General features: G+C 70.6%; 21 protein-coding genes. 15 read left to right on the forward strand and 6 right to left on the reverse strand.

Annotated features, from left to right (window positions below):
* Window positions 1-227: 227 nt before the first annotated feature.
* Entirely contained in the window at window positions 228-1,412 is a 1,185-nt protein-coding gene (locus BLW84_RS24010) for a Gfo/Idh/MocA family protein (protein ID WP_093269091.1), read from the forward strand.
* A 233-nt stretch (window positions 1,413-1,645) separates the two neighbouring features.
* Here the strand turns inward: BLW84_RS24010 and BLW84_RS24015 are convergent, their stop codons facing one another.
* Entirely contained in the window at window positions 1,646-2,578 is a 933-nt protein-coding gene (locus BLW84_RS24015) for a zinc-dependent alcohol dehydrogenase (RefSeq protein ID WP_093269093.1), read from the reverse strand.
* Between the two features lie 85 nt (window positions 2,579-2,663).
* On the opposite strand from BLW84_RS24015, the gene BLW84_RS24020 reads away from it, so the two are divergent.
* Window positions 2,664-3,434, forward strand: coding sequence for a TetR/AcrR family transcriptional regulator (locus tag BLW84_RS24020; protein WP_245761337.1), 771 nt, complete (start codon window positions 2,664-2,666; stop codon window positions 3,432-3,434).
* A gap of 512 nt (window positions 3,435-3,946) precedes the next feature.
* Here BLW84_RS24020 and BLW84_RS24030 read toward each other — a convergent pair.
* Genes BLW84_RS24030 through BLW84_RS24050 form a run of 5 tightly spaced genes read right to left on the reverse strand, consistent with a single transcriptional unit; the run spans window position 3,947 to window position 9,433 of the window.
* Window positions 3,947-4,975, reverse strand: a complete 1,029-nt coding sequence (locus BLW84_RS24030; protein WP_093269095.1) for an ABC transporter ATP-binding protein — start codon at window positions 4,973-4,975, stop codon at window positions 3,947-3,949.
* Entirely contained in the window at window positions 4,972-5,994 is a 1,023-nt protein-coding gene (locus tag BLW84_RS24035; RefSeq protein ID WP_093269098.1) for an ABC transporter ATP-binding protein, read from the reverse strand. The genes BLW84_RS24030 and BLW84_RS24035 overlap by 4 nt, the downstream gene beginning before the upstream one ends.
* Window positions 5,991-6,890 carry an ABC transporter permease gene (locus BLW84_RS24040; RefSeq protein ID WP_093269101.1) on the reverse strand — a complete coding sequence of 300 codons (900 nt, stop codon included), beginning with the start codon at window positions 6,888-6,890 and terminating at the stop codon, window positions 5,991-5,993. The genes BLW84_RS24035 and BLW84_RS24040 overlap by 4 nt, the downstream gene beginning before the upstream one ends.
* Window positions 6,883-7,809: an ABC transporter permease gene (locus BLW84_RS24045; RefSeq protein WP_093269103.1), complete on the reverse strand. Its 927-nt coding sequence runs from the start codon at window positions 7,807-7,809 to the stop codon at window positions 6,883-6,885. Before BLW84_RS24045 ends, BLW84_RS24040 begins: the two co-directional genes overlap by 8 nt.
* 7 nt (window positions 7,810-7,816) lie before the next feature.
* Window positions 7,817-9,433, reverse strand: a complete 1,617-nt coding sequence (locus BLW84_RS24050; RefSeq protein WP_093269106.1) for a peptide ABC transporter substrate-binding protein — start codon at window positions 9,431-9,433, stop codon at window positions 7,817-7,819.
* Window positions 9,434-9,878: 445 nt separating this feature from the next.
* On the opposite strand from BLW84_RS24050, the gene BLW84_RS24055 reads away from it, so the two are divergent.
* The 13 genes from BLW84_RS24055 (at window position 9,879) to mycP (ending at window position 24,431) form a co-directional block, all read left to right on the forward strand.
* The gene (locus BLW84_RS24055; protein ID WP_093269261.1) at window positions 9,879-10,775 is read left to right on the forward strand and encodes an SIS domain-containing protein; all 897 of its coding nucleotides are present in this window, start codon (window positions 9,879-9,881) and stop codon (window positions 10,773-10,775) included.
* The gene (locus tag BLW84_RS24060) at window positions 10,775-11,677 is read left to right on the forward strand and encodes an ROK family protein (RefSeq protein ID WP_093269108.1); all 903 of its coding nucleotides are present in this window, start codon (window positions 10,775-10,777) and stop codon (window positions 11,675-11,677) included. The genes BLW84_RS24055 and BLW84_RS24060 overlap by 1 nt, the downstream gene beginning before the upstream one ends.
* The gene (gene nagA, locus BLW84_RS24065; RefSeq protein WP_093269111.1) at window positions 11,674-12,819 is read left to right on the forward strand and encodes an N-acetylglucosamine-6-phosphate deacetylase; all 1,146 of its coding nucleotides are present in this window, start codon (window positions 11,674-11,676) and stop codon (window positions 12,817-12,819) included. Before BLW84_RS24060 ends, nagA begins: the two co-directional genes overlap by 4 nt.
* 5 nt (window positions 12,820-12,824) lie before the next feature.
* On the forward strand, window positions 12,825-13,676 hold the full coding sequence (locus BLW84_RS24070) for a class II fructose-bisphosphate aldolase (RefSeq protein WP_093269114.1): 852 nt from the start codon (window positions 12,825-12,827) through the stop codon (window positions 13,674-13,676).
* Window positions 13,673-14,614, forward strand: coding sequence for a 1-phosphofructokinase family hexose kinase (locus tag BLW84_RS24075; protein WP_093269116.1), 942 nt, complete (start codon window positions 13,673-13,675; stop codon window positions 14,612-14,614). The genes BLW84_RS24070 and BLW84_RS24075 overlap by 4 nt, the downstream gene beginning before the upstream one ends.
* A gap of 174 nt (window positions 14,615-14,788) precedes the next feature.
* The gene (locus BLW84_RS24080; protein WP_093269119.1) at window positions 14,789-15,574 is read left to right on the forward strand and encodes a DeoR/GlpR family DNA-binding transcription regulator; all 786 of its coding nucleotides are present in this window, start codon (window positions 14,789-14,791) and stop codon (window positions 15,572-15,574) included.
* An 80-nt stretch (window positions 15,575-15,654) separates the two neighbouring features.
* The gene (locus BLW84_RS24085; protein ID WP_093269121.1) at window positions 15,655-16,032 is read left to right on the forward strand and encodes a PH domain-containing protein; all 378 of its coding nucleotides are present in this window, start codon (window positions 15,655-15,657) and stop codon (window positions 16,030-16,032) included.
* Between the two features lie 697 nt (window positions 16,033-16,729).
* The gene (gene rox / locus BLW84_RS24090; RefSeq protein ID WP_093269123.1) at window positions 16,730-18,157 is read left to right on the forward strand and encodes a rifampin monooxygenase; all 1,428 of its coding nucleotides are present in this window, start codon (window positions 16,730-16,732) and stop codon (window positions 18,155-18,157) included.
* A gap of 300 nt (window positions 18,158-18,457) precedes the next feature.
* Window positions 18,458-19,480 carry an LLM class flavin-dependent oxidoreductase gene (locus BLW84_RS24095; protein ID WP_093269125.1) on the forward strand — a complete coding sequence of 341 codons (1,023 nt, stop codon included), beginning with the start codon at window positions 18,458-18,460 and terminating at the stop codon, window positions 19,478-19,480.
* A gap of 398 nt (window positions 19,481-19,878) precedes the next feature.
* On the forward strand, window positions 19,879-20,145 hold the full coding sequence (locus tag BLW84_RS24100; RefSeq protein ID WP_093269128.1) for a hypothetical protein: 267 nt from the start codon (window positions 19,879-19,881) through the stop codon (window positions 20,143-20,145).
* A gap of 80 nt (window positions 20,146-20,225) precedes the next feature.
* Entirely contained in the window at window positions 20,226-20,777 is a 552-nt protein-coding gene (locus BLW84_RS50150; RefSeq protein WP_093269130.1) for a hypothetical protein, read from the forward strand.
* Window positions 20,778-21,357: 580 nt separating this feature from the next.
* Window positions 21,358-23,202, forward strand: coding sequence for a hypothetical protein (locus BLW84_RS24110; RefSeq protein ID WP_143061081.1), 1,845 nt, complete (start codon window positions 21,358-21,360; stop codon window positions 23,200-23,202).
* 38 nt (window positions 23,203-23,240) lie between these two features.
* A complete protein-coding gene (gene mycP / locus BLW84_RS24115) occupies window positions 23,241-24,431 on the forward strand; it encodes a type VII secretion-associated serine protease mycosin (RefSeq protein ID WP_245761338.1) in 1,191 nt (396 codons plus the stop codon).
* Window positions 24,432-24,571: the final 140 nt, after the last annotated feature.

The following is a 24,571-nucleotide window of genomic DNA, read 5'->3' on the forward strand; positions in this document are numbered from 1 at the left end:
AACCACAGGTCCGGCGCGACGCGTCGGTCCGTTCCGCCGGCCCTGCTGCCGAGGTTTGCGGTATGTCGCGTGTCGTGACCGTGGTGCTGGGGGTGGTGTCGGCGGCGTGGGCGACATAGAGTGGATTGCGCGAAACTGATCGATATATGCTTCTAGCAATCATATTGGAGCAAAAGTGCGCAGTCTTGCCGGTGCGCGCACGTGGCCGTGGTGCGGGAAGGTGACCCATGGACGTAAGGACAGGTGTGCTCGGGTGCGGGCTACGGGTGGGGATCGCCGATCACGCCCACCGGCCCGGTGAGGGCTCGCGGATCGTCGCGGTGTGCGATCCGGATCCGGCGCGCGCCGCTGCCGCCGCGCAGCGCTACGGCGACGACGTCCGGCAGACGCACACGCTCGATGAGCTGCTGGAAAGCGAGCTGGACGCGGTGTTCGTCGTCAGTCCCGACCACCTGCACGAAGAGCACGCCATCCGCTGCCTGGAAGCCGGGCTCGCCGTCTACCTCGAGAAGCCGCTGGCGGTCACCACGGCCGGCTGCGACCGCGTCCTCGCCGCGGCGCGGCAGTCCGGTGGGAAGCTCTACGTCGGGCACAACATGCGGCACATGCCGGTGATCCGCACGATGCGCGATCTCATCACCTCGGGCGCGATCGGGGAGGTCGCGTCGATCTGGTGCCGCCACTTCGTCGGGCACGGCGGCGACTTCTACTTCAAGGACTGGCACGCCGACCGGAGCAAGAGCACGAGCCTGCTGCTGCAGAAGGGCGCGCACGACATCGACGTGCTGCACTGGCTGGCCGGCGGGTACAGCAGGCGCGTCAACGCGATGGGCGCGCTGACCGTCTACGGCGACATCACCGACCGCAACGCGCAGGAGACCTACAAGACCGGCCACGACTGGGCCGAGTACGAGCAGAACTGGCCGCCGCGCAGCCAGACCGGCCTCAACCCGGTGGTGGACGTCGAAGACCTGAGCCTGGTCAACCTGGAGCTGGACAACGGCGTGCTGGCGAGCTACCAGCAGTGCCACTACACGCCGGATTACTGGCGCAACTACACCGTCATCGGCACCGAGGGCAGGCTGGAGAACTTCGGCGACGACACGGACTCGGTGGTCAAGGTGTGGAACCGCAGGCACCGCGGTTACGCGCCCGACGCCGACCGGGTCGTGGAGGTCGAGCGCGCCAGCGGCGGCCACGGCGGCGCGGACCCGCGCATCGTGGCCGAGTTCCTGGCGTTCGCGAGCGCCGACGTGCCGACCGTCACCTCGCCGATCGCGGCGCGGGAAGCGGTCGCGACCGGTTGCGCGGCAACGGAATCGTTGCGCGGCGGCGGAAAGCCGGTCGAGGTGACCCCGCCGGACACCGCCCTGATCGACTACTTCGAGCGGTCCCGCGCCAGCTCGTCCTGACCACGGCTCCGCTGCGCCCGCCGAATCGGCGGGCGCAGCGAACGCTCCGCGCCCTTCTGACGCGACAAGCCATCACACCTTCCCAGAGATCGTTCCAAGATGGTGCGCGGCCGCGCGCGGGACGTGGCCACCTGGGGCGCATCGGGGGCGACGGTGCGTCGCAGCGCCCAGGGAATACTGCGGAACTGACTCCTGCCACCGCTAGGAGTGCGTACGCGCCCGACGGTGTGCTGTCAGGGGTGGAGGACGACCTTGATGGCTCCGGAAGCACGGTCGCTGGCCACGCGGAAGGCTTCTGCGGCGTCGTCGAGGGGGAAGCGGTGGGTGATCACCGTCTGCGCGATCTCGGGGTTGCCGGCGAGCATCGCCGCGGCCTGTTCGGTGTCGCGGACGCCGTCGTGCCGGCCGTAGGCGATGGAGTGGATGTAGATGAGTTCCTTGATCAGGCTGACGATGCCCGGGATGGGCGCGGTGTGCTGGTATACGCCCAGCAGCACGACGCGCCCGCCGGCGCGGGCCAGTTCGGCGCACCGGGCCAGGCCGGCCTCGCTGCCCGCAGCGTCGATCACGACGTCGTAGACGCCGTCCGCCGAGCCGAGTCCGAGGCGTTCCGCCGCGATCCTCTGGTGCTTGTGGCGCACCTCGACATCGACGTCGAAGCCGCGCTGCCGGGCTGCCGCCGCAGCCAGCAGCCCGATGCTGCCGCCGCCGACGACCGCCACCCGCTCCCCGGGCTCGAGTGCCGCGCTGCGCACACCGTGCCAGGCCACCGACGCCGGCTCCACGAGGCAGGCGTCGCGCACATCCAGGCCGGACGGGAGTCGGACGAGCATGTTCTCGGCGACGGTGACGGCGTCGCACATCCCGCCGTCCCTGAATATCCCTAGCGTTCCGTGCTCCGGCGCGTTGCACCGCTGGACGTGGCCGGCGCGGCACTGGTCGCACTCTCCGCAGTAGACGGTGGGTTCGACGGCGTAACACGCGCCGTCGGAGGCGGTGCCGGCGAACTCGTGACCATAGGTGTAGCCCAGTACACCACTGGTCGCGAAGCTCACGTCGGTCCCGCAGATACCCGCCGAGGCGATGGTGAGGCGAACCCCGGGTGCTCCCAGTTCTTCGACCTCGGCCACGCGGATGCCCGAATCGGTGTTTCGTACGGCGCGCATGGTGATTCCTCTCCGCTTGCGTTATGCGAACGTTGTTAGCTTAGATTAAGTGATAGATGTTCGCATAGCGCGTTACCCTTGCCTGGTGCGCGAACCGATGACGACAGCCGGGACAGGCGATCCGCCGCCAGAGAGCGGGCCGGGAACGAGGCCGGGCTCGGCGGCCTGGTGGCTCGCCCGGGAGCGGGAACCCGCGCGGCAGCGGCGGCGCCGGTCGTTGACCCTCGAGGCCATCCTCGACGCGTCCATGGCCCTACTCGACACCCGCGGGGCAGCCGCGCTGACGATGCGCAACCTCGCCGAGGCACTCGACTGCACGCAGGCGTCGCTCTACCGCCACGTGCGCAACCGTGAGGAACTGGTGACCCTGCTCGTCGACCGGACCCTCGGCGTGGCGAGTTCGGTTCCGCCCGACGGCGCGGACTGGGCCGAGAAGGCGGCGTGGTCCGCACGCCTGTTCCGCGAGCACCTGCTCCGGCACCCTGGCGTGGCCTCGCTGCTTCGCGGGACCGAGCGGCTCGGTCCTAACTCGCTGGCCGGGAGGGAGTACTCCCTCGAACTGTTCATCGGCGCCGGTCTCAGCCCCCGGCTCGCGGCCGCCGTCGCGTCGTCGCTGGCCACCTTCGTGATCGGCTCGGTGCACTTCAACCTCGGCCTGGACGCGTCGGATTCCGAGGAGATCAGTCACCGGCGCCTGCTGTACCGCTCACGAGACGCTGCGGCCTTTCCGCTGCTCGTCCAGCACGCCGATGTCCTTGCGGAGGTCGGTAGCGACGACGAGTTCGAAGTCGGCCTCAACGCATTGTTGACCGGATTCCGGATCCTGATCGAGCGCGAGGACACCACACGCGACTGATGTGAAACAGGTGCGAGGAGGGCGGCCGCGCCGCGATGGGGTCTGCTCCCTCCCGGACTGGTGGGCCAGGATGCGGATCAGGTCGTTCTCGGCGAACCGCCCGGCGATCGCCGCTGTCCCGAGTGCCCGATCGACCTCGGCGACGGGATGCAGCTCGGCCAGCGCGACTGCCTCGGCCATCTTCGGCCGGATCCGCCGCGCCCCGGTCGCGGCGGCCTCGACCAGCCAGGCCGCGGCGCCGGGCCCGAGCGCGAGGAACGCGGCCTCCTCGACCGAGGTCGCCTTCGGCGTGCGTTCACCTTCCTTGTTCTCCTGCGGCGGGTAGTGCTCCTGCTGGATCGACGGGGTTCCCGGCATGGACCGCGCGTGCCGTGCGACCTCGGCCGGGCCGTGCTCACCGACCGCGGTGGCGATCAGTTCGTCGCCGAGCCCGTTGTTCACGTCAGACATGCACCAACTCTTCCGTCGCGGATGATCGCTCATCCTTGATCAACACGAGTTGGTGCAGTCGGTTACCGCGATCCGTCGACCGCGGCCCGCGGATCGGTGTCGGCGACCTCGGTGGCGAAGTGGCAGTGCGAGACGTGCCCCTCGCCCAGGTCGTGCCCGGCCGGAACGGTGTGCGCGCAGTCCGGGCGGGCCATCCAGCACCGGGTGTGGAACGGGCAGCCGGGCGGCGGTGCGATCGGCGACGGCGGGTCGCCTTCGAGCACGATCCGCTCCAGCTCCGGTTCGTCGTCGAAGCCGGGGCGCGGGATCGCGGACAGCAGGGCCCGGGTGTAGGGGTGTGCCGGGTGGTCGTAGACCGCGTCGCAGTCGCCTTCCTCGACCACCCTGCCCAGGTACATCGTCGCGATCCGGTCGCAGAAGTGCCGCACCACGTCCAGATCGTGCGCGATGAACACGACGGTCAGCGACAGTTCGCGCTGCAGCTCCGCGAGCAGGTTGAGGACCTGCGCGCGCACCGAGACGTCGAGCGCGGAGACCGGTTCGTCGCAGATCAGCACCTCGGGGTTCAGCGCGATGCCGCGGGCGATGCCGATGCGCTGGCGCTGTCCGCCGGAGAACTCGTGCGGGTACCGGTCGAGGTGGTCCGGCCGCAGGCCGACCTGTTCCAGGAGCTGCTCCAGCCGCGGGCGCAGGCCCGGCTCGGGCAGCGCGTCGCGATGGATCCGGAACGGCTCGGCCAGGATCGAGCCGACGGTCTTGCGCGGGTTGAGCGAGGCGTACGGGTCTTGGAAGACCATCTGGATGTTGCGCCGCATCTGGGTTCGCGCAGCGCCTTTCGCGCTGTGGACGTCGACGCCCCGGTAGCGGATCTGCCCGCTGGTGGGCTTCTCCAGCGCGGTGAGCAGCCGGGTCAACGTGGACTTGCCGCACCCGGACTCGCCGACGATGCCCAGCGCTTCGCCCTTGCGCAGCTGCAGGCTCACGCCGTCGACCGCCTTGACGGTGTCGGATCCGAGCCCGAACCGCCCGCCGCCGCGCTTGCGGTAGTGCTTGGTGACGTCGTGCACTTCGAGGATGTGCTGATCGGTCACGATGCGACCTCCGTCCAGAAGTGGCACCGGGTCTGCCTGCCGTCGTCCAGCTGCAGCAGTTCCGGTTCGACCGACTCGCAGTGCTCTCGCGCGATGCTGCAGCGGGGGTGGAAGCGGCAGCCCGCGGGGCGGTCGGTGAGGCTCGGTGGCAGGCCGCTGATCGCGGGCAGCGGGCCGCCGCGGTGCGACCGCCGCGGGATCGAGGCGACCAAGCCCTGGCTGTACGGGTGGATCGGCGCGGTGAACAGCCGGCGGATCGGCCCGTGCTCGACGACGCGCCCGGAGTACATCACCAGCGCGCGGTCGGCCATCCGGGACGCGACACCGAGGTCGTGGGTGATCAGCACCAGCGCCAGGCCGCGCTCGGCCTGCTGCTCGGCGAGCAGGTCGAGGATCTGGGCCTGCACGGTCACATCGAGCGCCGTGGTGGGCTCGTCGGCGATCACGACCTCCGGGTCCAGCGCCAGCGCCATCGCGATGAGGATGCGCTGGCGCATGCCGCCGGAGAACTGATGCGGGTAGTCGCCGGCGCGGCTGGCCGCAGCGGGAATCCGCACCCGGTCCATCATCTCCACCGCCTGCCGCCACGCCTGCTTCCGCGACGCGCCGCGGTGCAGCCGGTACAGCTCGCCGATCTGCTTGGCCACCGGTTGCACCGGGTTCAGCGCGGTGAGCGCGTCCTGGAAGATCAGCGACACGCGCGATCCCGTTGCCGCGCGGCGTTGCCGCTCGGGCAGGGTGAGCAGGTCCTGGCCGCCGAGCTCGACGGTGCCGCCGACGATCTCGGCCGGCGGCGTGTCGAGGATGCCCATGATCGCCTGCGCGGTGACGCTCTTGCCCGAACCGGATTCGCCGAGCACGGCTAGTGTTTCGCCCGCGCCCACGCTGAAGCTGACGTCCTGGACGGCGTGCAACCGGCCGGCGGGCGTGTGGAAGTCGACGCTGAGACCGCGCACGTCGAGAACCGTGCGCCGGTCGTCCCCGGCCTGGTGTGGCGCGGATCGCGCCTTCGTGTTCACGACTGCTTTCCCTTCGGGTCGAGGGTTTCCCGCAGGCTGTCGCCGAGGACGACGAACGCCAGCACGGCGCCGGTCAGGAACAGGGCGGGGTAGACCAGCAGGTGCGGGCTGGCCTGCCACTGCGCTTGGGCGGTGGAGAGCTGGAGCCCCCACGAGATCGAGGGTGGCTGCAGCCCGATGCCGAGGAAGGTCAGCGCCGCCTCGGCGGCGATGACACCGCCGATCTCGAGGGTTTTGAGCACGATCAGCGAGGTCAGCGCGTTCGGCGCGATGTGCGTGCCCATGATGCGCAGGTGGCTGCCGCCCAGCACGCGCGCGGCCTGCACGTATTCGAGGTTGCGGATCTTGAGCACCGAGCCGCGCATGTAGCGCATGCCGCCGGGCCAGCCGAAGACGATCAGGACCAGGCTCACCGTCCAGATCGTGCGTTCCTCGAACAGGTTGAGCACCACGATCGCGGCGATGATCATCGGCAGGCCGAACACCACGTCGGCGATCCGCGACACCACCCCGTCGACGATGCCGCCGAAGTAGCCGGCCAGCGCGCCGAGCACGGCGCCCAGCACGAAGGTCACCGCGGTGACGAGCAGGCCGATCGCGATCGACGGCCGGGCGCCGTGCACGACGTTGGCGAAGTAGTCGCAGCCCTGCATGTCGAAGCCGAACGGATGGCCCGGTGCCGGGCCCGCGCCGCTGAGCCGCAGCTCGCAGTGCATCGGATCGGCGGAGGTGAACAGGCTCGGCCAGACGGCCATCAGCACGTAGCCGGCGGCGATCAGCGCCGCCACCACGAACAGTGGCGCGCGCAGCGGCCTCGGCAGCCGCCCGACCAGGGTGAGCCTCCGGCGGGGCGCGGCCTGGGTGGGAGTGGGCGAGTAGTCGGTCCGGTCAGCCATTGCGCACCCTCGGGTCGATGATTCCGTAGCTGATGTCCACCAGCAGGTTCACCAGCAGGTAGATCAGGATGATGAAGGTGGCCACGCCCACCACGATGGTGCCCTGCTGGGTCTGCACCGCCTGCACCAGCAGGCCGCCGATGCCGGGCAGGTTGAACACGCTCTCGACGATCACGGCGCCGCCGAGCATCGCCGCCAGGCTGAGCCCGAGGTAGGTGACCACCGGGATCATCGAGTTGCGCAGCGCGTGCCCCCACACGACGCGGCCGTCCGACGCGCCCTTGGCCCGCGCGGTGCGGATGAACTCGGCGCCCATCACATCGACCAGGCTCGACCTGGTCAGCCGCGCCAGCGGCGCCGCGGCCTCCAGCGCCACCACCAGGGCCGGGAGGATGAAGCTCATCGGCCAGCCGTTGGCCACGCCCGCGATCGGGAACAGCTGCAGCTTCAGGCCGAACACCAGCTGCGCCATGAACGCGATGACGAACCCGGGCAGCGCCACGAACAGCACCGTGAAGGCCAGGGTCAGGTGGTCGCCGAAGCGGCCGCGGTGCAGCGCGCCGAAGATCCCGACGACGAGGCCGATCACCAGCTTGAAGACCCAGGCGGTTAGCGCCAGTTGCAGCGTCGTCGGCCACCGCTCGGCGATCATCTCGAGCACCGGTCGGCCGAAGAAGTCGGTGCCGAAGTCGCCCTGGAACAGCCCGCTCATGTACAGCAGGTACTGGGTGATCAGCGGCTCGTCCAGGTGGTACTGCTCGCGCAGTGCGGCCACGGTGGACGGCGGCATCGGCCGGTTGCCGGCGAGCGCGGCGATCGGGTCGCCGGGCATCGCGTAGACCAGCGCGAAGATCAGGAACGTGACGCCGAACAACACCGGCAGCATCGCCGCGAAGCGGCGGACGACGTATCCGAGCATGTCGGCATCACCCCTCGCGGCCGGGGCCGCACTCGAACTCGGTCAGGTAGTACTGGAGGTCGCCGCCGAGCGTGACCGGCGTGGCGCACGGCGCGTGCGCGGCGTAGATGGCCGGGTAGTAGAGCGGAATCGCGGGCATGTCGTCGAGGATCAGGTCCTCGGCGCGCTGCCAGAGCCGCGCCGCTTCCAGCTCGTCGCCGGTGCCCAGCGCCTGGTTGATCAGCTCGCTGGCGGCCGGGTTGTCGTAGCGGGTGTACTCGTAGCCGTCGCCGCCCTTGCGGAACATGCCCAGGTACTGGTCGGGGCTGGGGTAGATGTCACCCCAGAGGCTCAGCGCCGGCCCGGTCAGCTCGCCGCTGATCTCCGCCTGCGTGAGCTGGGCGGGCAGCACCGGCTTCAGCTTGACCTCGGCGCCCAGCTCCTGCCGCAGCGCGTTGGAGATGGCCAGCGCGATCTGCGACATCTCGGTGCCGCCGCCGCCCCCGGTGTTGGCGTACCAGATGACCACCGGTTCCCGGAACCCGCCGGCTTCCGCGACGAGGCGGCGAGCCTCGTCCGGGTCGTACCGGCAGGCCGTGCAGGCGTCCGCCTGGTAGGGCGCGCCGACCGCCTCGACCAGCAGGGAACGGGCCGGGGTCGCCGAGCCGCGCAGCAGCGCGCCGGCCATCGCGTCGCGGTCGATCGACAGCGAGATCGCCTTGCGCAGCCGGGGATCGCGCAGCGACTCGACGTACTGGGGCATCAGCATCTGGGTGATCTGCCGCTGCTGCGGGATCGCGAACAGGCCGGAGTCGCCGAGCTGGTTGCGAGCATCGTTGAGCAGGCCGCCGGGCAGGTTGCGCAGCACGTCGAGCTGCCCGGCCTGCACGTCGCGGTAGGCGGTGTCCTGCGACTGGTAGATCTTGAAATGGATCTCCTCGGCCGCCCCGGGCGGCACCTCGCCCTGGTAGTCGTGCCAGCGCTGCAGCACGATCTTCTCGTTGCGGTCCCAGCGGACGAAGCGGTACGGGCCGTTGCCGATCGGCGCCTGCGAGTAGGCGGTCTGGTCGGCCAGGCCTTCCTTCGGGATCGGGCACGCGCTGTAGGAGGCGATGATCTTCGGGAAGTCGTAGTTGGGCTGCCGGAGCGTGACCTGCAAGGTCAGCGGCCCGAGCACTGCCAGCCCGCGCAGCGTGTCGCGCTCCGGCTGGTCAGCGTTGACCTCGTCGAAGCCGTCGATGACGCTGAAGGTGGAACTCGCCTTGTACGCGTTGGGCCCGTAGGAGACCGCGTTCCAGGTGTCCGCGTAGGTCTGCGCCGTGATCGGTTCGCCGTTGTGGAACGTGCGGCCGGGGCGCAGCTCGATCGTCCACACCAGACCGTCGGTGGTGCGCACGCTTTCCGCGCCGCGCATCCGGAGGTCGCCGGCCCTGGCGAAACCGAGGCCGGTCAGCGGCTCGCACAGTCCCATGTAGACCTGGCTGCCCGTTTGCTGCTGCGAGTTGAGCTCCGGCGGATCCGGGTACTGTGCGACCCGCAGCACTCGCCCGGCGTCGGTGTCGGTGTCGGGCATGCCGCAGCTCGTCAGCAGTGCCAGGCACATCCCAGCGGCGAGCACCAGCCGTCTCCGGAGCTTCTGGGGCATGTGTTGCTCTCCCTAACGCAGATAACCAGCTTGCGCATGTGTGCTCGTAAGTGAGAGTTATCGAGCAACTTCATGCAAGTTCGGTCATTATTAACGCGCTCGGTGGCGCCTGTCACTACCTCGGCCCGCATTGATTGGAACACGCTGGTCGGCATGCTCAGCTCGGTGACGTCGCGTGATTGAGCCGCTACGCAAGGCTTCTTTCCGGTGGTCGTCATCGGAAGTCGACGTCTTCTGTGGCGGCGATGACCGGGGCGCTAGGATGATTGATACTGATTGGTTTGATCCTTGTTCGATCAAATTCGGGCATCTAGGCTGGCGGCGTGGCGCGCTGCGACGGACTCCGCGTGGCGGTGCAGCAGTGCTCGGCCTCCTGCTGCGCCGTCGTCCGGCGGCGCACCGGAGGACGAACTCGCCGCGGAAACGACAGGTTTTGGAGGACTTGATGGCGTCTGGCGGATACCTCGTGGACGGCGAGATCGACAGCCAGCCGGAATGCTGGCTGCGCGCCGCTGAGCTGGCCCGGGAGGTGGCCGGCGTGCTGCCGACCCGCGGTGAGCGGGTGGCCGTGGCCGGGTGCGGCACCTCCTGGTTCATGGCCATGGCGTACGCGACGCTGCGGGAGGCCGCCGGCGAGGGCGTGACGGACGCGTTCCCCGCATCCGAGATGCCCGTCGGCCGGGTCTACGACCGCGTGGTCGTGATCAGCCGCTCGGGAACCACCACGGAGGTGCTCGAACTCCTGCGGCGGCTCAAGGGAACGGTGCCCACGGTGGGGATCACCGCCGTCCCCGCCGCACCCATCGCGGAGGTCTGCGACGAGCTGGTCGTGCTGGAGTTCGCCGACGAGCAGTCCGTGGTGCAGACGCGGTTCGCGACCACTGCGCTGGCCCTGCTCCGCGCTTCGCTCGGAGCGGATCTCGCCGGGGCCGTCGCGGACGCCCGCGCCATGCTGCACGCCGACCTCGGCGCGCTCCCGGCCAGTGAGCAGATCACCTTCCTCGGCAAGGGCTGGACGGTGGGCCTGGCGCACGAGGCGGCGCTGAAGGTGCGGGAAGCCGCGGGCCTGTGGTCGGAGGCGTACCCGGCCATGGAGTACCGGCACGGTCCGATCAGCATCGCCGAACCAGGCCGGGCGACCTGGATGTTCGGCGAAACCCCGACCGGGCTCGCCGCCGAGGTCGCCGCGGCCGGAGCCGACTTCCTCGACAGCGGGCAGCACGACCCGATGGCGCACCTGGTGCTCGCCCAGCGAGTCGCGGTGGCCGCGGCGGTGAAGCGCGAGCTGGACCCGGACAACCCGCGCAACCTGACCCGGTCGATCGTCCTGGACGACGTGTGATGGACAACGCCGGCGGCCCGGTGGTCGGTGTCGACGTGGGCGGCACCGAGACGAAAGCGGTGCTGGTCGACGCGTCGGGGACGGTGCTGGCGCAGCGGCGCAGCGCTACGCCGCCGCCGTCGTCCGACACGGCCCAGCGGGTGCTGGACGTGACGTGCTCGCTCGTCGCCGACCTCTCCGAGCACACCGCACCGGCGGCCGTGGGCCTCGTCGTGCCGGGGATCGTTGACGAATCCCGTGGCGTCGCGGTGTTTTCGGAGAACCTGGGGTGGTCGGACGTGCCGTTCGCCTCGTTGCTCGGGGAGCGGATCGGGCTGCCGGTCGGCTTCGGCCACGACGTCCGGGCCGGGGCGCTGGCGGAACACCGGCTCGGTGCCGCCCGGGAGGCGAGCGACGCCGTGTTCCTCCCGGTCGGCACCGGCATCTCGGCGGCGCACGTGCATTCCGGTCGGGTGCTCGCCGCGGGCGGATACGCGGGGGAGATCGGGCAGGTCCCGATCGAGGCCGGCGAACGCCGGCGGATTCGCCTGGAGGCGGTCGCGTCCGCGGGCGCGATCAGCCGCCGCTACCAGGATCGGACCGGGACTCCGGTGGCGGGAGCGGCGGACGTGGCGCGGCGGGTCGCCGAAGGTGACCCGGTCGCCACCGCCGTCTGGGACGAGGCGGTCGACGCGCTGGGCGGCGCGCTGATCTGGCTCACCGCCTTGCTGGCGCCGGAGGTCGTGGTGGTGGGCGGTGGCCTGTCGCACGCCGGACCGCTGTTGTTCGACCCGCTCACCCGTCGCGTGGAAGAGGACTGGAACCTCCAGCGCAAGCCGCGGATCGTGCCCGCCGCGCTCGGTGATCGCGCGGGCAGCCTGGGCGCGGCGCTGCTCGCCGCCGATCTGGTGGGGGCGACATGATTCTCGGCGGCGGCAAGGTCGTCGCGGCAGACTCCGCCGTCCTCGATCCCGGCTGGGTGGAGGTGCGCGACGGGCGGATCGCCTCCACCGGGGCCGGGCGGGCGCCGCAGCCCGTCGACGTCGACCTGCGAAATCGTTGGCTGGTACCGGGTTTCGTCGACATGCACGTGCACGGTGGCGGCGGCGCCGCATTCCAGGACGGGGCCGGGGAACGGGTGCGGCGGGCGGCCGAATTCCACCGCTCCCACGGCACGACCACGCTGGTGGCCGGGCTGGTCACCGCTCCGCTGCGGGTGATGGAGCGGAAGGTCGCCGAGCTCGCCGAGTCGGTCCAGGACGGGCTCATCGCCGGGGTGCACCTGGAAGGCCCGTTCCTGGCCGCCGCGCACTGCGGTGCCCACCCGCCGTCGCTGCTGCGCGCACCGGCCGCGGCAGATCTGCGCCGATTGCTCGACGCCGGTGCCGGCGCGGTCCGCATGGTCACCCTCGCGCCGGAACTGCCCGGCGGCCTGGACGCGGTGCGCCAGGTCGTCGACAGCGGCGCCACCGCCGCGATCGGGCACACCGACGCCGATTACGAGCTCACGCGCGCGGCCGTGGGCGCGGGGGTCACCGTCGCCACCCACCTGTGGAACGGGATGCGGCCGCAGCACCACCGCCGTCCCGGACCGGTGCCCGCCCTGCTGGAAGCGGCCGGGGTCACGATCGAGCTCGTCGTCGACGGGCTCCATCTGCACCCGGCGATCGCGTATGCGGCGGCGAGAGCGGCGGGGCCAGGGCGCACCGCGCTGGTCACCGACGCGATTGCCGCGGCCGGTCTGGGCGACGGAACTTACCCCCTCGGCGAGGCGACCGTCCGGGTGCGCGGCGGCGAAGCCCGCCTGGCAGAAGGCGATTCGCTCGCCGGCAGCACGCTCACTCTCGACCGCGCGTTGCGCAACGCGGTCGCCATCGGAATCCCGTTCCTCGACGCGCTCGCGGCGATCACGAGCGTTCCCGCCCGCGCCGTCGGGCTCGGCGGCGAAGCCGGCTCGCTGGCTCCCGGCCGCCCGGCCGACCTCGTCGTGCTCACGGACGACCTCGTCGTCGATGCCGTGTTCGCGCGCGGAAATCCGGTCATCAACCACACTGAAGAGAGGTAGCAGCCATGCCTTTGGTCGGCACCGGCAGCGTCGTCGACGCCGCCGTCCGCACCGGTCTCGGGGTCGGTGCGTTCAACGTCATCGGGCTCGAACACGCGGATGCCCTGGTGGCCGGCGCCGAGCGCGCGGGTGCCCCAGTGGTGTTGCAGATCAGCGAGAACTGCGCGCGCTACCACGGTGCGCTGGAGCCGATCGCGTGCGCGACGCTCGCCCGCGCCCGCCGGGCCGAGGTGCCGGTGGCCGTGCACCTGGACCACGCCGAGTCCGAAGATCTGGTCGCCGAGGCCATCGAGCTCGGGTTCGGCTCCGTGATGTTCGACGCCTCGAAGCAGAGCTACGAGGAGAACGTGGCCCGCACGCGCGCCGTCGTGGCCAGGTGTCACGACGCCGGGCTTTGGGCCGAAGCCGAGCTGGGCGAGGTCGGCGGCAAGGACGGCGTCCACGCGCCGGGAGCCCGCACCGATCCGCGTGAGGCCGTCGACTACGTCGCCGCCACCGGCGTGGACGCGCTGGCCGTCGCGGTCGGCACCTCTCACACCATGGTGACGCGCGACGCCTCGCTCGACTTCGAGCTCATCAAGCGGCTCGACGACGCGCTGAGCGTTCCCCTTGTGCTGCACGGTTCTTCGGGCGTGTCCGACGAGGACCTCGGCTCCGCCATCCGCAGCGGCATGACCAAGATCAACATTTCCACGCACCTGAACAAGACGTTCACGGAGTCAGTGCGGCAGGTCCTGGCGGGCAGCCCGAGCCTGGTCGACCCGCGCAAGTACCTCACCGCGGGCAAGGAGGCCCTCGCGGCGGAAACCGCGCGCCTGCTCGGGGTCTTGCGGTCGCCCCAGGATGCGACCGCATGATCATCACCGTCACCCCTAACCCGGCGCTGGACGTCAGCTACCGGGTGGAGCACGTCCACCCCGGAGAATCGCACCGCGTCCGCAGCGTCCACGAACGCGCCGGGGGCAAAGGTCTCAACGTCAGCAGGGTGCTGCACGGCCAAGGCGTCCCGACGCTCGTCGCCGCCCCGGTCGGGGGCGTCCTCGGCGATGTGATCCGCGACGACCTCACCGCTGCCGGGATCGAGCACGCGCTGCTGCCGGTGTCCGCTCCCACCCGCAAGACCATCGCGGTGATCGCCGAAGCGGACGCGGACGAGGCGACGCTGTTCAACGAACCCGGCAGCAAGCTGGGCGGCGAGGACTGGCAGCGGCTCAGGGGCCTCGTCGCCGACCGGCTGACCGCCGCGTCGGTTCTCGTGTGCTCGGGAAGCCTGCCGCCCGGGTGCGCAGCGAACAGCTACGCCGAGCTGGTCCGGGACGCCCATGCCCGCTCGGTGCCCGCCGTGGTCGACGCCACGGGCCCCGCGCTGCTGGCCGCGGCTGAGGCCGGAGCGGACCTCGTCAAGCCCAATGCCGCCGAACTCCGCGAAACGACGGGACATGATGACCCGCTCAGCGGAGCTCAGCAGCTGCGCGACCGCGGCGCGGCAGCCGTGATCGTCTCCCTCGGCCCGGACGGATTGCTCGCGGCCACCGATGAGGGGTTATGGCGCGCCGCGCCGCCCTTCGCGGTGAGCGGCAATCCGACGGGCGCCGGCGACGCGGCGGTGGCGGCGTTCGCCGCAGGCATCATGCGCCGGGAGACCTGGCCCGAGCGTCTGCGCAATGCCGTTGCGTGGTCCGCGGCCGCAGCCGCGGCGCCGGTCGCGGGAACGCTCGACCACCGCGTGCTCCGCGACATCGCCGACAACATCACGATCGAACCGCTGGCCGCCGACGGACGCGCCGGTGAGTGATTCGACGGGGAGTCGTTTTCCGAGGTGACCGGCCCGCACGACCTGCTGGATGCCGGCTCGGCGGGCCGTGCGCACCGGATCTGCGTGGAACACCTGTCACCGGGTGAGCGTTTATGCGCGATACTGACTCCAGAGTGATCGATTCTGCGTTCGGCCGAAGGATGTGGGACACCGGTGGACCGGCATGCGCGACTGTCCGCGTTGCTCGACCTGCTCGGGGAACGGGGCAAGGTCACCGTGGACGAGATCGCCGAGGAGCTACACGCTTCTGCGGCCACGGTTCGTCGCGACCTCGATCACCTCGCGGAGCAGCAGCTGCTGACCCGCACGCGCGGCGGAGCCGTGGCCCAGAACATCTCCTACGACTTGCCGCTGCGCTACAAGGCAGCCCGCAACGCCCGGGAGAAGGGGCGCATCGCCCGCGCGGCCGCGGCGATGGTCTCGCCGGGTGCGGTGGTCGGGGTCAACGGAGGTACGACCACCACCGAAATCGCGCGCAGCCTCGTGTCGCGCGCGGACATCGGCGACGCCGGCGAGCGCACTTCGCTGACCATCGTCACCAATGCCCTGAACATCGCCAACGAGCTCGTCGTCCGGCCCCAGGTGAAGATCGTGGTGACGGGAGGCGTGGCGCGGCCGCAGTCGTTCGAGCTCACCGGGCCGCTCGGCACCCACCTCCTCGAGGAGATCACCCTCGACATCGTGTTCCTCGGCGTGGACGCCGTCGACCCGTCCCGCGGCGCGTTCGCGCACAACGAGGCCGAAGCCAGCATCAACCGCCTCATGACCGAACGCGCCAACCGCGTGGTCGTCGTCGCCGACAGCTCCAAGCTCGACCGCAGCGCCTTCGCCCACATCTGCCCGGTGGAGTCGATCGACATGCTGCTGACCGACTCGAACGCGCCCGCCGAACTCATCCAGCGCTTCGGCGCCGCAGGAGTACCGGTCAAAGCGGTGTGAGCGGGAGGGGCGACGTCGGGCGTCCGGCTTTTTCGTTAGTGTGGTCGAAGGGCATCCGATCTTCGCAGGGGAGTGCGAGCATGGGACTTTTCGACGGGATAATGGGCAACGCTTCGCGGGTCGATCCCCGTGCGGCGACGAAGGAGTTCGGGCGCTTGCTGGCGCAGGGCGAGGAGGTCCACGCCGCGTACCAGTTGATCCGGGACTCGTTCCTGTTCACGGACCGGCGCCTGGTCCTCGTCGACAAGCAGGGCATGACCGGCCGCAAGGTCGAGTACCACTCGATCCCGTACCGCAGCATCACCCACTTCTCCGTCGAGACCGCAGGCACCTTCGACCTCGACGCGGAGCTGAAGATCTGGCTCTCCGGCACCGCCGAGCCGATCACGAAGCAGTTCGGCAAGGGCGTCGACGTCTACGAGGTCCAGGCCCTCATGAGCGCCTACGTTTCGCGCTGATCAGGCTGCGAGGCGGGCGCCGATCGCCGACGAGTTGAGATTCTCCTCCAGCTCGGCGATGTGATGCATGTGGCTCGCGCCAGGTTGCAGGATGGTTCGCTGAAGCAAGGGGAACTCAGTTCGCTTCAGTCGGTGGCTGAACGCGCGAATTCCGCGGACGGATCTGAAGTGTCGCTCGAAAATTCGGCGGCCTGGCGCGAATTGCGTTCTGCTGCCAGGTCGGCCAGGTCCGAGCTGGGGCGCTCGTGGGGGACGAGTCAGCGATCGTTCCAGCGTGGTGCGCGGGCACCTGTGGACGTGTGCGAGGCGGCGATTTCGCGCGAAATCGCCGCCGGTGTGTCCGGCGCCGGGCGCCCTCGGGGGAGCCGGGCGGAGCCGTTCTGAAACGACCTCATGGTGAGGGCGTTCGGAAAAGGGGGACGGCCCGGATCGGGCCTGGACGACTGCATCGGATCGGCCTCTTCGGGGCATGCAGCTTGGCAATCACTCCATGAGAGCGGCGTCGCTTCGAAGTGAGCTTCTTGGTCCACATCGGACGCAGAAATGGGGGCAGTATTTCCTCCCCACTTCAACATATAGCGCACCGGGGGGCTTGCGGCAAGACCCGGGTCGTGCCGCAGAATCTCCGGCCGGAGCCAGTACCTGCGGAATTGTGCTGAGCAGCTGGCCGAATGCAACCTTGCTGAATCGGGGATTCATGTTCGACGTGATCATTGCCGGTGGCGGACCGACCGGCTTGATGCTGGCCGGTGAGCTGCGGCTGCACAGTGTGCGAGTGCTCGTGCTGGAAAAGGAGGCGGAGCCGGCCAAGTACATCCGCGCGCTCGGCATTCACGTGCGCAGCATCGAGATCATGGACCAGCGCGGGCTGCTGGACCGGTTTCTCGCGCACGGACAGCAGTATCCGCTCGGTGGTTTCTTCGCCGGTATCGCCAAGCCGGCGCCTGCCCGGCTGGACACCGCGCATTCGTACGTCCTCGGCATTCCGCAGAACGTCACCGAGCGCCTGCTGGCCGAGCACGCCATCGAGGTCGGCACCGAGATCCGGCGCGGCTGCGAGCTGGCCGGGCTGAGCCAGGACGACGACGGGGTGACCGCCGAGCTGGCCGACGGCACACAGCTGCGTGCGCGCTACCTCGTCGGCTGTGACGGTGGCCGCAGCACGGTGCGCAAGTTGCTCGGCGTCGCCTTCCCCGGCGAGCCCTCCACGACCGACATGCTGCTGGGTGAGATGGAGGTGACCGCGCCGCCGGAGACGGTGGCCGAAGTGGTGGCCGAGATCCGCAAGACCAATCGGCTGGTCGGCGCCGGGCCCGCCGGCGACGGCTTTTACCGCGTCGTCGTGCCTGCCGCGGCGGTGGCCGAAGATCGCTCGGTTCCGCCGACCTTTGAGGAGCTCAGGCAGCAGCTGCGGGTGTTCGTCGGAACCGACTTCGGCGCGCACTCGCCGCGGTGGCTGTCCCGCTTCGGCAACGCCACCCGGCTGGCCGAGCGATACCGGGTCGGCCGGGTGCTGCTGGCCGGCGATGCGGCGCACATCCACCCGCCGATGGGCGGGCAGGGGCTCAACCTCGGTGTCCAGGACGCGTTCAACCTCGGCTGGAAACTGGCCGCCGAGATCGCCGGCTGGGCACCGGAGGGACTGCTGGACAGCTACCAGGCAGAACGGCACCCGGTGGCCGCCGCAGTGCTGGACAACACCCGCGCCCAGATGGAGCTGATGTCCACCGAGCCGGGCCCGCAGGCGGTGCGCAGGCTGGTGTCGGAGCTGATGGATTTCGAGGAGGTGAACCGGTACCTGATCGAGAAGATCACCGCGTTCGGCGTCCGCTACGACTTCGGCGAGGGCCATGACCTGCTCGGCAAGCGGATCCGGGACGTGCCGCTGAAGCAGGGGCGCCTCTACGAGCTGATGCGTGGTGGCCGTGGCCTGCTGCTCGACCAGACCGGCCTGCTCTCGGCGGCGGGCTGGGCGGACCGGGTCGACCACGTCGTCGACGTCAGCGAGGAACTGGACGTGCCCGCCGTGCTGCTGCGGCCGGACGGCCACGTGGCCTGGGTCGGTGACGATCAGCAGGACCTGCTCGGACGACTGCCACGCTGGTTCGGTGCCGCCGTCGGCTGACCTCTCAGGTGTGATCGGCATCCGTTGAAGACCACCCCGCATCGACGAGCGAGCGTCTCTTGTGGACGATGTGCGGACTTGCTTCAGGAAAGCCGTTGTCAAGCCGCCGTGTGCGCCGGCCGGTGATGGACCAGGTCGCAGTCTCCGCTGATCGTGACCTGGTCGACCGGCACCCGCTGCTACTGGCACCTCGCCGGCGAACCCGCGCCGGTCTGCGTCGCTGAATGCGCGCTCTCGGGCCGGTACGTGCTGTGATGAAGGTCGAGGAATCAGCCGGTGGGTCGGGGCGTTGGAACGGTTATGAAGCGCATCGGATTCCTGTCGTTCGGGCACTGGTCCGACACTCCGCATTCGCAGACCAGGTCCGCCTCCGACTCGTTGCTGCAGGCCATCGACCTCGCCGTGGCGGCCGAGGAGCTCGGTGCCGACGGTGCTTTCTTCCGGGTGCACCACTTCGCCCAGCAGCAGGGCTCCCCGTTCCCGCTACTGGCCGCGATCGGCGCCAAGACCTCGCGCATCGAGATCGGCACCGGCGTGATCGACATGCGGTACGAGAACCCGATGTACATGGCGGAGGACGCCGGGGCGGCGGACCTGATCTCCGAGGGCAGGCTCCAGCTCGGCATCAGCCGCGGATCGCCGGAGCAGGTGATCGACGGGTGGCGGTACTTCGGCTACCGGCCGAACGAGGGCGAGACCGAAGCCGAGATGGCCCGCAGCCACACCGAGGTGCTGCTGAAGGTGCTGGAAGGCGAGGGGTTCGCCGAGCCGAACCCGCGCCCGATGTTCGCCAACCCGCCCGGGCTGCTGCGCATCGAGCCGCACTCCGAGGGCCTGCGGGAGCGGATCTGGTGGGGCGCCGCCTCGAACAGCACCGCGGTGTGGGCGGCCGAGCTCGGCATGAACCTGATGAGCTCGACCCTCAAGGACGACGAGGGCGGGGCGCCGTTCCACGTGCAGCAGGCCGAGCAGATCCGCGCGTTCCGCAAGGCGTGGGCCGACGCCGGGTGGCAGCGCGAACCGCGCGTGTCGGTGTCGCGCAGCATCTTCGCGCTCACCAACGATCTGGACCGCGCGTACTTCGGCCGCGACAGCGCCAGCGCGGACCACGTCGGCTACATCGAGGCGGAAACGAGGTCCATCTTCGGCCGCACCTACGCCGCCGAGCCCGACGTGCTGGTGCAGCAGCTGGCCGAGGACGAGGCGATCGCGGAGGCCGACACGCTGCTGCTGACCGTGCCCAACCAGCTGGGGGTGGACTACAACAGCCACGTGCTGGACAGCATCCTCACCCACGTCGCGCCCGCCCTCGGCTGGCGCTGACAGCCACCCGTCAGAAAGTCGACGACGGCTTCGGCCCCGTGCCGAAGCCGTCTTCCGGCCCCGCACGTCCCCTCTCGACGGGGCCGGTCAACGGCCAGTTCTGCCGGATTTTGAATGCGGTGCTTGTCGCCCAATTGAGGTAACTGTGGCGCTCTAACGGGTGATCGAAACGGGACGTTCACCCCGAATTTGAGCGTGACACACATTCATTTCTGCTGGCCAGGCACTTGATGGTCCGCCGCCGGTCATGTCGACCCGCTTGCGTGGCGACCGCCGGAAGCCCGGGATAGCTTCCACGAGCACTTGATCCCTGATCAAGCGTTCGCACAGGCGCTTTCCGGCTGCGGTTCGCCGGAACCCGCCGCGAACGGGACGCCAAATGTGGCCGGGAGCCGAGCATGAGCCTTCGTCGCATCGCCATTAGCGGCACCGCACGCGCGGTGCGGCCGCTGATCGCCGCCGCGCCGGGCTTGGCGTCCCCGGCGCTCATCGCCTGCGCGGGCACCGCGTCGGCCGAGCGTCCCGTCCACGCGATGGCCCCGGGCATGGAGGTCGACGCCACGACCGCCGCCGAATTCCCCGCCGCGCCAACCGATCCAGAGCAAGGTTCGGCGGCCAGGGGAGTCGTTCCGCCCGGCCTCGCGTTGCTCCGGCCGGCGACATAGCCGCTGGGCAAGTAGGTCCACCTGCGGTGATCCGGCCGCAGCTGGGAATTTCCGCATGGAAAAGGAAAAGAGGGGAACCGATGCGATCTGTGCGCAAGACGGCCTGCAGGGCCGTCGTTCTCGCAGCCGGGGCGGGAATGCTCGTCGGCGGAACGCCCGCGTTGGCCGACAGCGCCGACAACGACGGCATCAACATCGGCAACGACAACAACCTGAGCGTGCTGCCGGTCCAGCTGTGTGGCAACAACGTCGGAGTTCTCGGCGCGGTGGTGCCCATTGGCTCCCCGCAGAGCTCCGAGTGCACGAACGCTCCCATCGCGGATCACCCCGGCGCGGATGAGCCGCCCGCAGCCGAGCCGCCCGCAGCCGAGCCGCCTGCTGCCGAGCCGCCCGCGGCCGGGCCTCCCGTGGGTGAGCCGCCCGCGGCCGGACGACCGGCAGATGAGCCGCCGGTAGGTCAGCCGCCGGCGGAGCAGCCTCCCGCGTCCGGGCCGCCCGCAGGCAAGCCGCCGGTGGTGAAGCCGCCGTCGTCGGGTACGACTCCGTCGACCGGGTCGCAGGGCGGGGCGGCCGACCTGCCGGTCGCGCCGACCCCGGTCGCCGTCGAGGGGCACCACGCGGTCACCGGCTGAAGCACCCCGGACACGCCGCCGGCCACCTGCACGTGGGCAGGTGGCCGGCGGTCTCGCGTTCGCGGCGCGATGAAGCGCGCACGCTGGGGTTTCGCCGCATCGGCGGGAATTCCGATCTGCGGCTAGCGCATCGCAGCTCCAAGCCCGCGAAGCGGTCTCCGGCGGCTACCTCAGCACGAAGCCGAACGTCCCGGCGGCCGACATCCACTACGAGGTCTTCGGCGCCGACCATCGGCCGAGGCTGACGGGGTTCCGGTCGGTGCCGTCGAGATCGGGCCCGGGGAGTTGAGCGCTTTCCGGAGCTCGATGTCTGCTCGCGGCGAGGGTGGCGGGTGAGGAAATTCCCTGGGCGAGCGACGGATCGGTTTCCGCGGCCGCCGCGGGGCGGTGGGGTTGGCCAGAATCGCGGTGGCATCCACCAACCATGTCGGCAGGCGTCCTGGAGCCCGCTGCTGCAGGGAAACCGAGGCTCATGTCCATACCTGGTCCATCTCCGAGGCCGTGGGCCGCGGCTCCGCCTGCCGCGGTCGAGAACGCCGAAGGCGGCCGTCTGGTGTTCCGGTGGCGGGGATCGATCGGCTTGGCCGACCAGCGCGACGCTGCTGCCGACACCCGGGAAAGCCGCGTGTTCGACCTGCTGCCGCGAATACCGGGCGTGGCCGCACTGGTGGTTTCCGGCGCGGTGGTGAGCGATCCGGCGCTGCCGGCGGCGTTGTGGCAGGTGTGCGGGAGGCTGTTCGCCGGTCCCGCGCCGCATCGGGTGCTGTGGCTGATCATGCCCGGGAGCGGCCGCCCCGACGCGTTCGGGAACGTCTGCGCGCAGGCGCTGGCGGACTCCTTCGGCGTGGAGGTGATCGCGCCCGCCGGTGAGCTCGCCGTGGTGCCGGGCGGATCGGTTTTCGCGGTCGGGAATTCCGGTGGCGCGGGCTGGAACAGGTTCCGCCGAGGCGCGCAGAGCGCCCCCGCCGGGTATCGGCTGCCGCGGCCGGGTTGGGAGGCGATGTTTCCCGCCGCTTCCCACTCGGAGGACGACCTCGTGTTCGAGCACGTTCCGGCCGGGCTGCTGGTGCGGAACGTGCGGTCGCGCCACACGGGCTTGGACGACCCCGCGTGGGGCGTTCCGGTCGACGCGCGGCACCCGCTCGTGCTGTTGGGGCGTCCCGGAGAAGACGATCTCCCGCAGGAGCCGCTCGTGGCCGGGCTGCGTCGACTGCCTCCGCACTTGCTCGACATGGCTCGGTTCGTGCCAGGTGCGGCCGGGAGCTCCGGCGCCGCTTGGTCGCAGCGGCTCACCGAGTTGTTGGGGCGCAGTGTTGTCGTTGGCGCGCCGGTGGCCGATGGCTCGGGCGGCGCGCGGGCGTGGTCGCCGGACCTGCGGCATTCGCATGGGGCGCCTCCCGAAGGCATGGCTGCCGCACCACGTCCTTCCGCCGGGCCGGTCGCCGTGGAATCGGCGCGTGGGGCGGAGGCGGCCAAGTCGGCCGAAGAGTCCACAGTGGTCATCCAGGTCGGGGCGCAGGCGCGTCCCGCCACGTCGAGCTCCGGGCCATCGGCGCATCCGGCGCTCGCCGAGCCGCCGACCGTGCGGTTGGCCGCGCCGATCAACAGCATCCGCGCCGCCACGCACGAGCCTCCGCCGGTTCCCAGCGGCCACGTGAGCACCGGAGAGGAACGCGCCGCGTTCCAGGCTTGGGCAGCCGAGGCGTTCAACGACGCGGTGGGCGTTGTCAATGCGGCGCTCGCGTTGCTCCCCGCGCTGCGGGGCAACGACGAGGACGCCGCGCGTGTCGACCTCGTCGCGGTACGTCTCTACCTCGGTGCAGGCGCTCGCGGAGGCGCGGAGCTCAACGAGGCTCTCAGGGACGAAGACTCCCTGCCGTGCTCCGCGTACCTGGCCTGTCTGAGCTCCGGGCTCAGGCGGCTTCCGGTGCAGCGCGGTCCGGTGTTCCGGCAGAGCGGTTGGTCCTGGCAGCAGGACGTGCGGGAGGCCTACCCGCTCGGCGCAGTGCTGTCCGAACCAGGACTGCTCAGCGCCGTTCCCAGGGGCGGCTCCGTCGTCCCGGACCTGCCCGTCGACATCGGAATCTGGTCGCGGGCCGCGCACCGCACATCCGCCCTAGCCGTCGGTGACGAGGCCGAGGAAGTCGTGTTCTGCCAGCGCAGCCGGTTCAAGGTGCTCGCCGTCGATGATGGCGACGCTCGTCCGGCCGTGCTGCTGGGGGAGCTGGCCACTGGCGCCGCAGGCGGTTCCGGCGACCTGACGGACCAAGATCTCGCCGTGGCAGCGAAGCTGCGCGAGGCGCTGCACGTCCGCCGCACCGTCGAGCTGTCGGCGATGGGTGAGGTGCAAGCGCTCCGCTTCCGGAGCCCCGTGGGGCTCGTCGCCCGGGCAGCGGAGCAGACCGCCTCCGCAACGACCTCCTGAGCACCGCAGAATCCCATCGCCTCTTCCGGAGTGGATCGATGAACGCTTTCGCCCGTACGGCTGCCGTGGTGTGCATGGCGTGCGCGATGTCGGGGGGTGTGGCGAACGCGAGCCCGCCCGACCGGTCGTCGATCCAGGGCTGTGCCCCGCCGCCGACCGTCACCGACGGGGCCATCCCGTGGGCGCAGTTGCAACTCGCCCCGCAGCGGGTTTGGAAGGTCACGCGCGGGCAGGGGGTCGTCGTCGCCGTCGTCGACTCGGGCGTCGACCCCAATTCGCCCCAATTGGCCGGTTCCGTGCTGGCGGGCAAGGCCGTTTCGGGTGCCGCCGACTCCGATTGCTCGGGGCAGGGCACGTTCGTCGCCGGGATCATCGCCGCGAAGCAGGTGCACGGCATCGGCTTCGCCGGGATCGCGCCGGAGGCGCGCATCCTGCCGGTGCGAGTCCTCGACGGCCAGGGGAACGGGGATCCCGCCGCGCTGGCGAAGGGGATCCGCATCGCGGCGGATTCGGGAGCCCGTGTCATCAACGTCTCCACGACCACCTCCCAGCCCAGTGCCGACCTCGAATCCGCGGTCGCTTACGCGCGATCCCGCGACGCGCTGGTCGTCGCCGCGGCCAAGGGCGGCGAGGACGGCTCGGTCACCTACCCGGCGGCTTACCCGGGGGTGCTCGCGGTGGGAGCCGTCAACGAAACCGGGCAGCCCGGCGCTTACGCGGAGACCGGTGCGTCGGTCGAACTCGTCGCGCCCGGCGAGGGCGTCGTCAGCATCGGTCCTGGCGGGGCGGGGCATTGGCAGGGCTCGGGCACCGCCTACGCGACTCCTTTCGTCTCCGCCACGGCGGCGCTCGTCCGCGCGTACCGCCCGGAGCTGACCGCCGATCAGGTCGCGCAACGCCTGCTGGCGACCGCGAATCCGTCGGGAGGAGCCGTTCCGGACCCGAACACCGGTTGGGGCATGGTGAATCCGTACGCGGCGGTGACCGCCGCCGTCGCCGCGGGCGGTGCCGAGGCGCGGCCCGGCGGTGGGGCCGCCGAACGGGTCGAGCACCCGGTCGTGCTCGCGCCCGACCCGATGCCCGGACGCATCGTCGTGGTCACCGCCGGCTCGGCCATCGTGATCGGCGTCGTCACGTGGCTGGTCTCGGTGCTCGTCCCGGCCGGGCGTCGCCGGGGCTGGCGCCCCGCCCGCGAGGTCGTCGCGGACGGGGACACCGACCCCCGCTGATCAGCTGCTCCGCGTCGAGCTCCGATGTCGTGGCCTTGCGGGAGCGATGAGGTCGCTCTCAGTCGAGGTTGGGGTAGTCGAGGTAGCCGGTGTCACCGCCGCCGTAGAGACCTTCGGGGTGTGGGCGATGCCCAGTGGCG

This window comes from Saccharopolyspora shandongensis (genome assembly GCF_900106995.1).
In the GTDB taxonomy this organism is placed as follows: domain Bacteria; phylum Actinomycetota; class Actinomycetes; order Mycobacteriales; family Pseudonocardiaceae; genus Saccharopolyspora; species Saccharopolyspora shandongensis.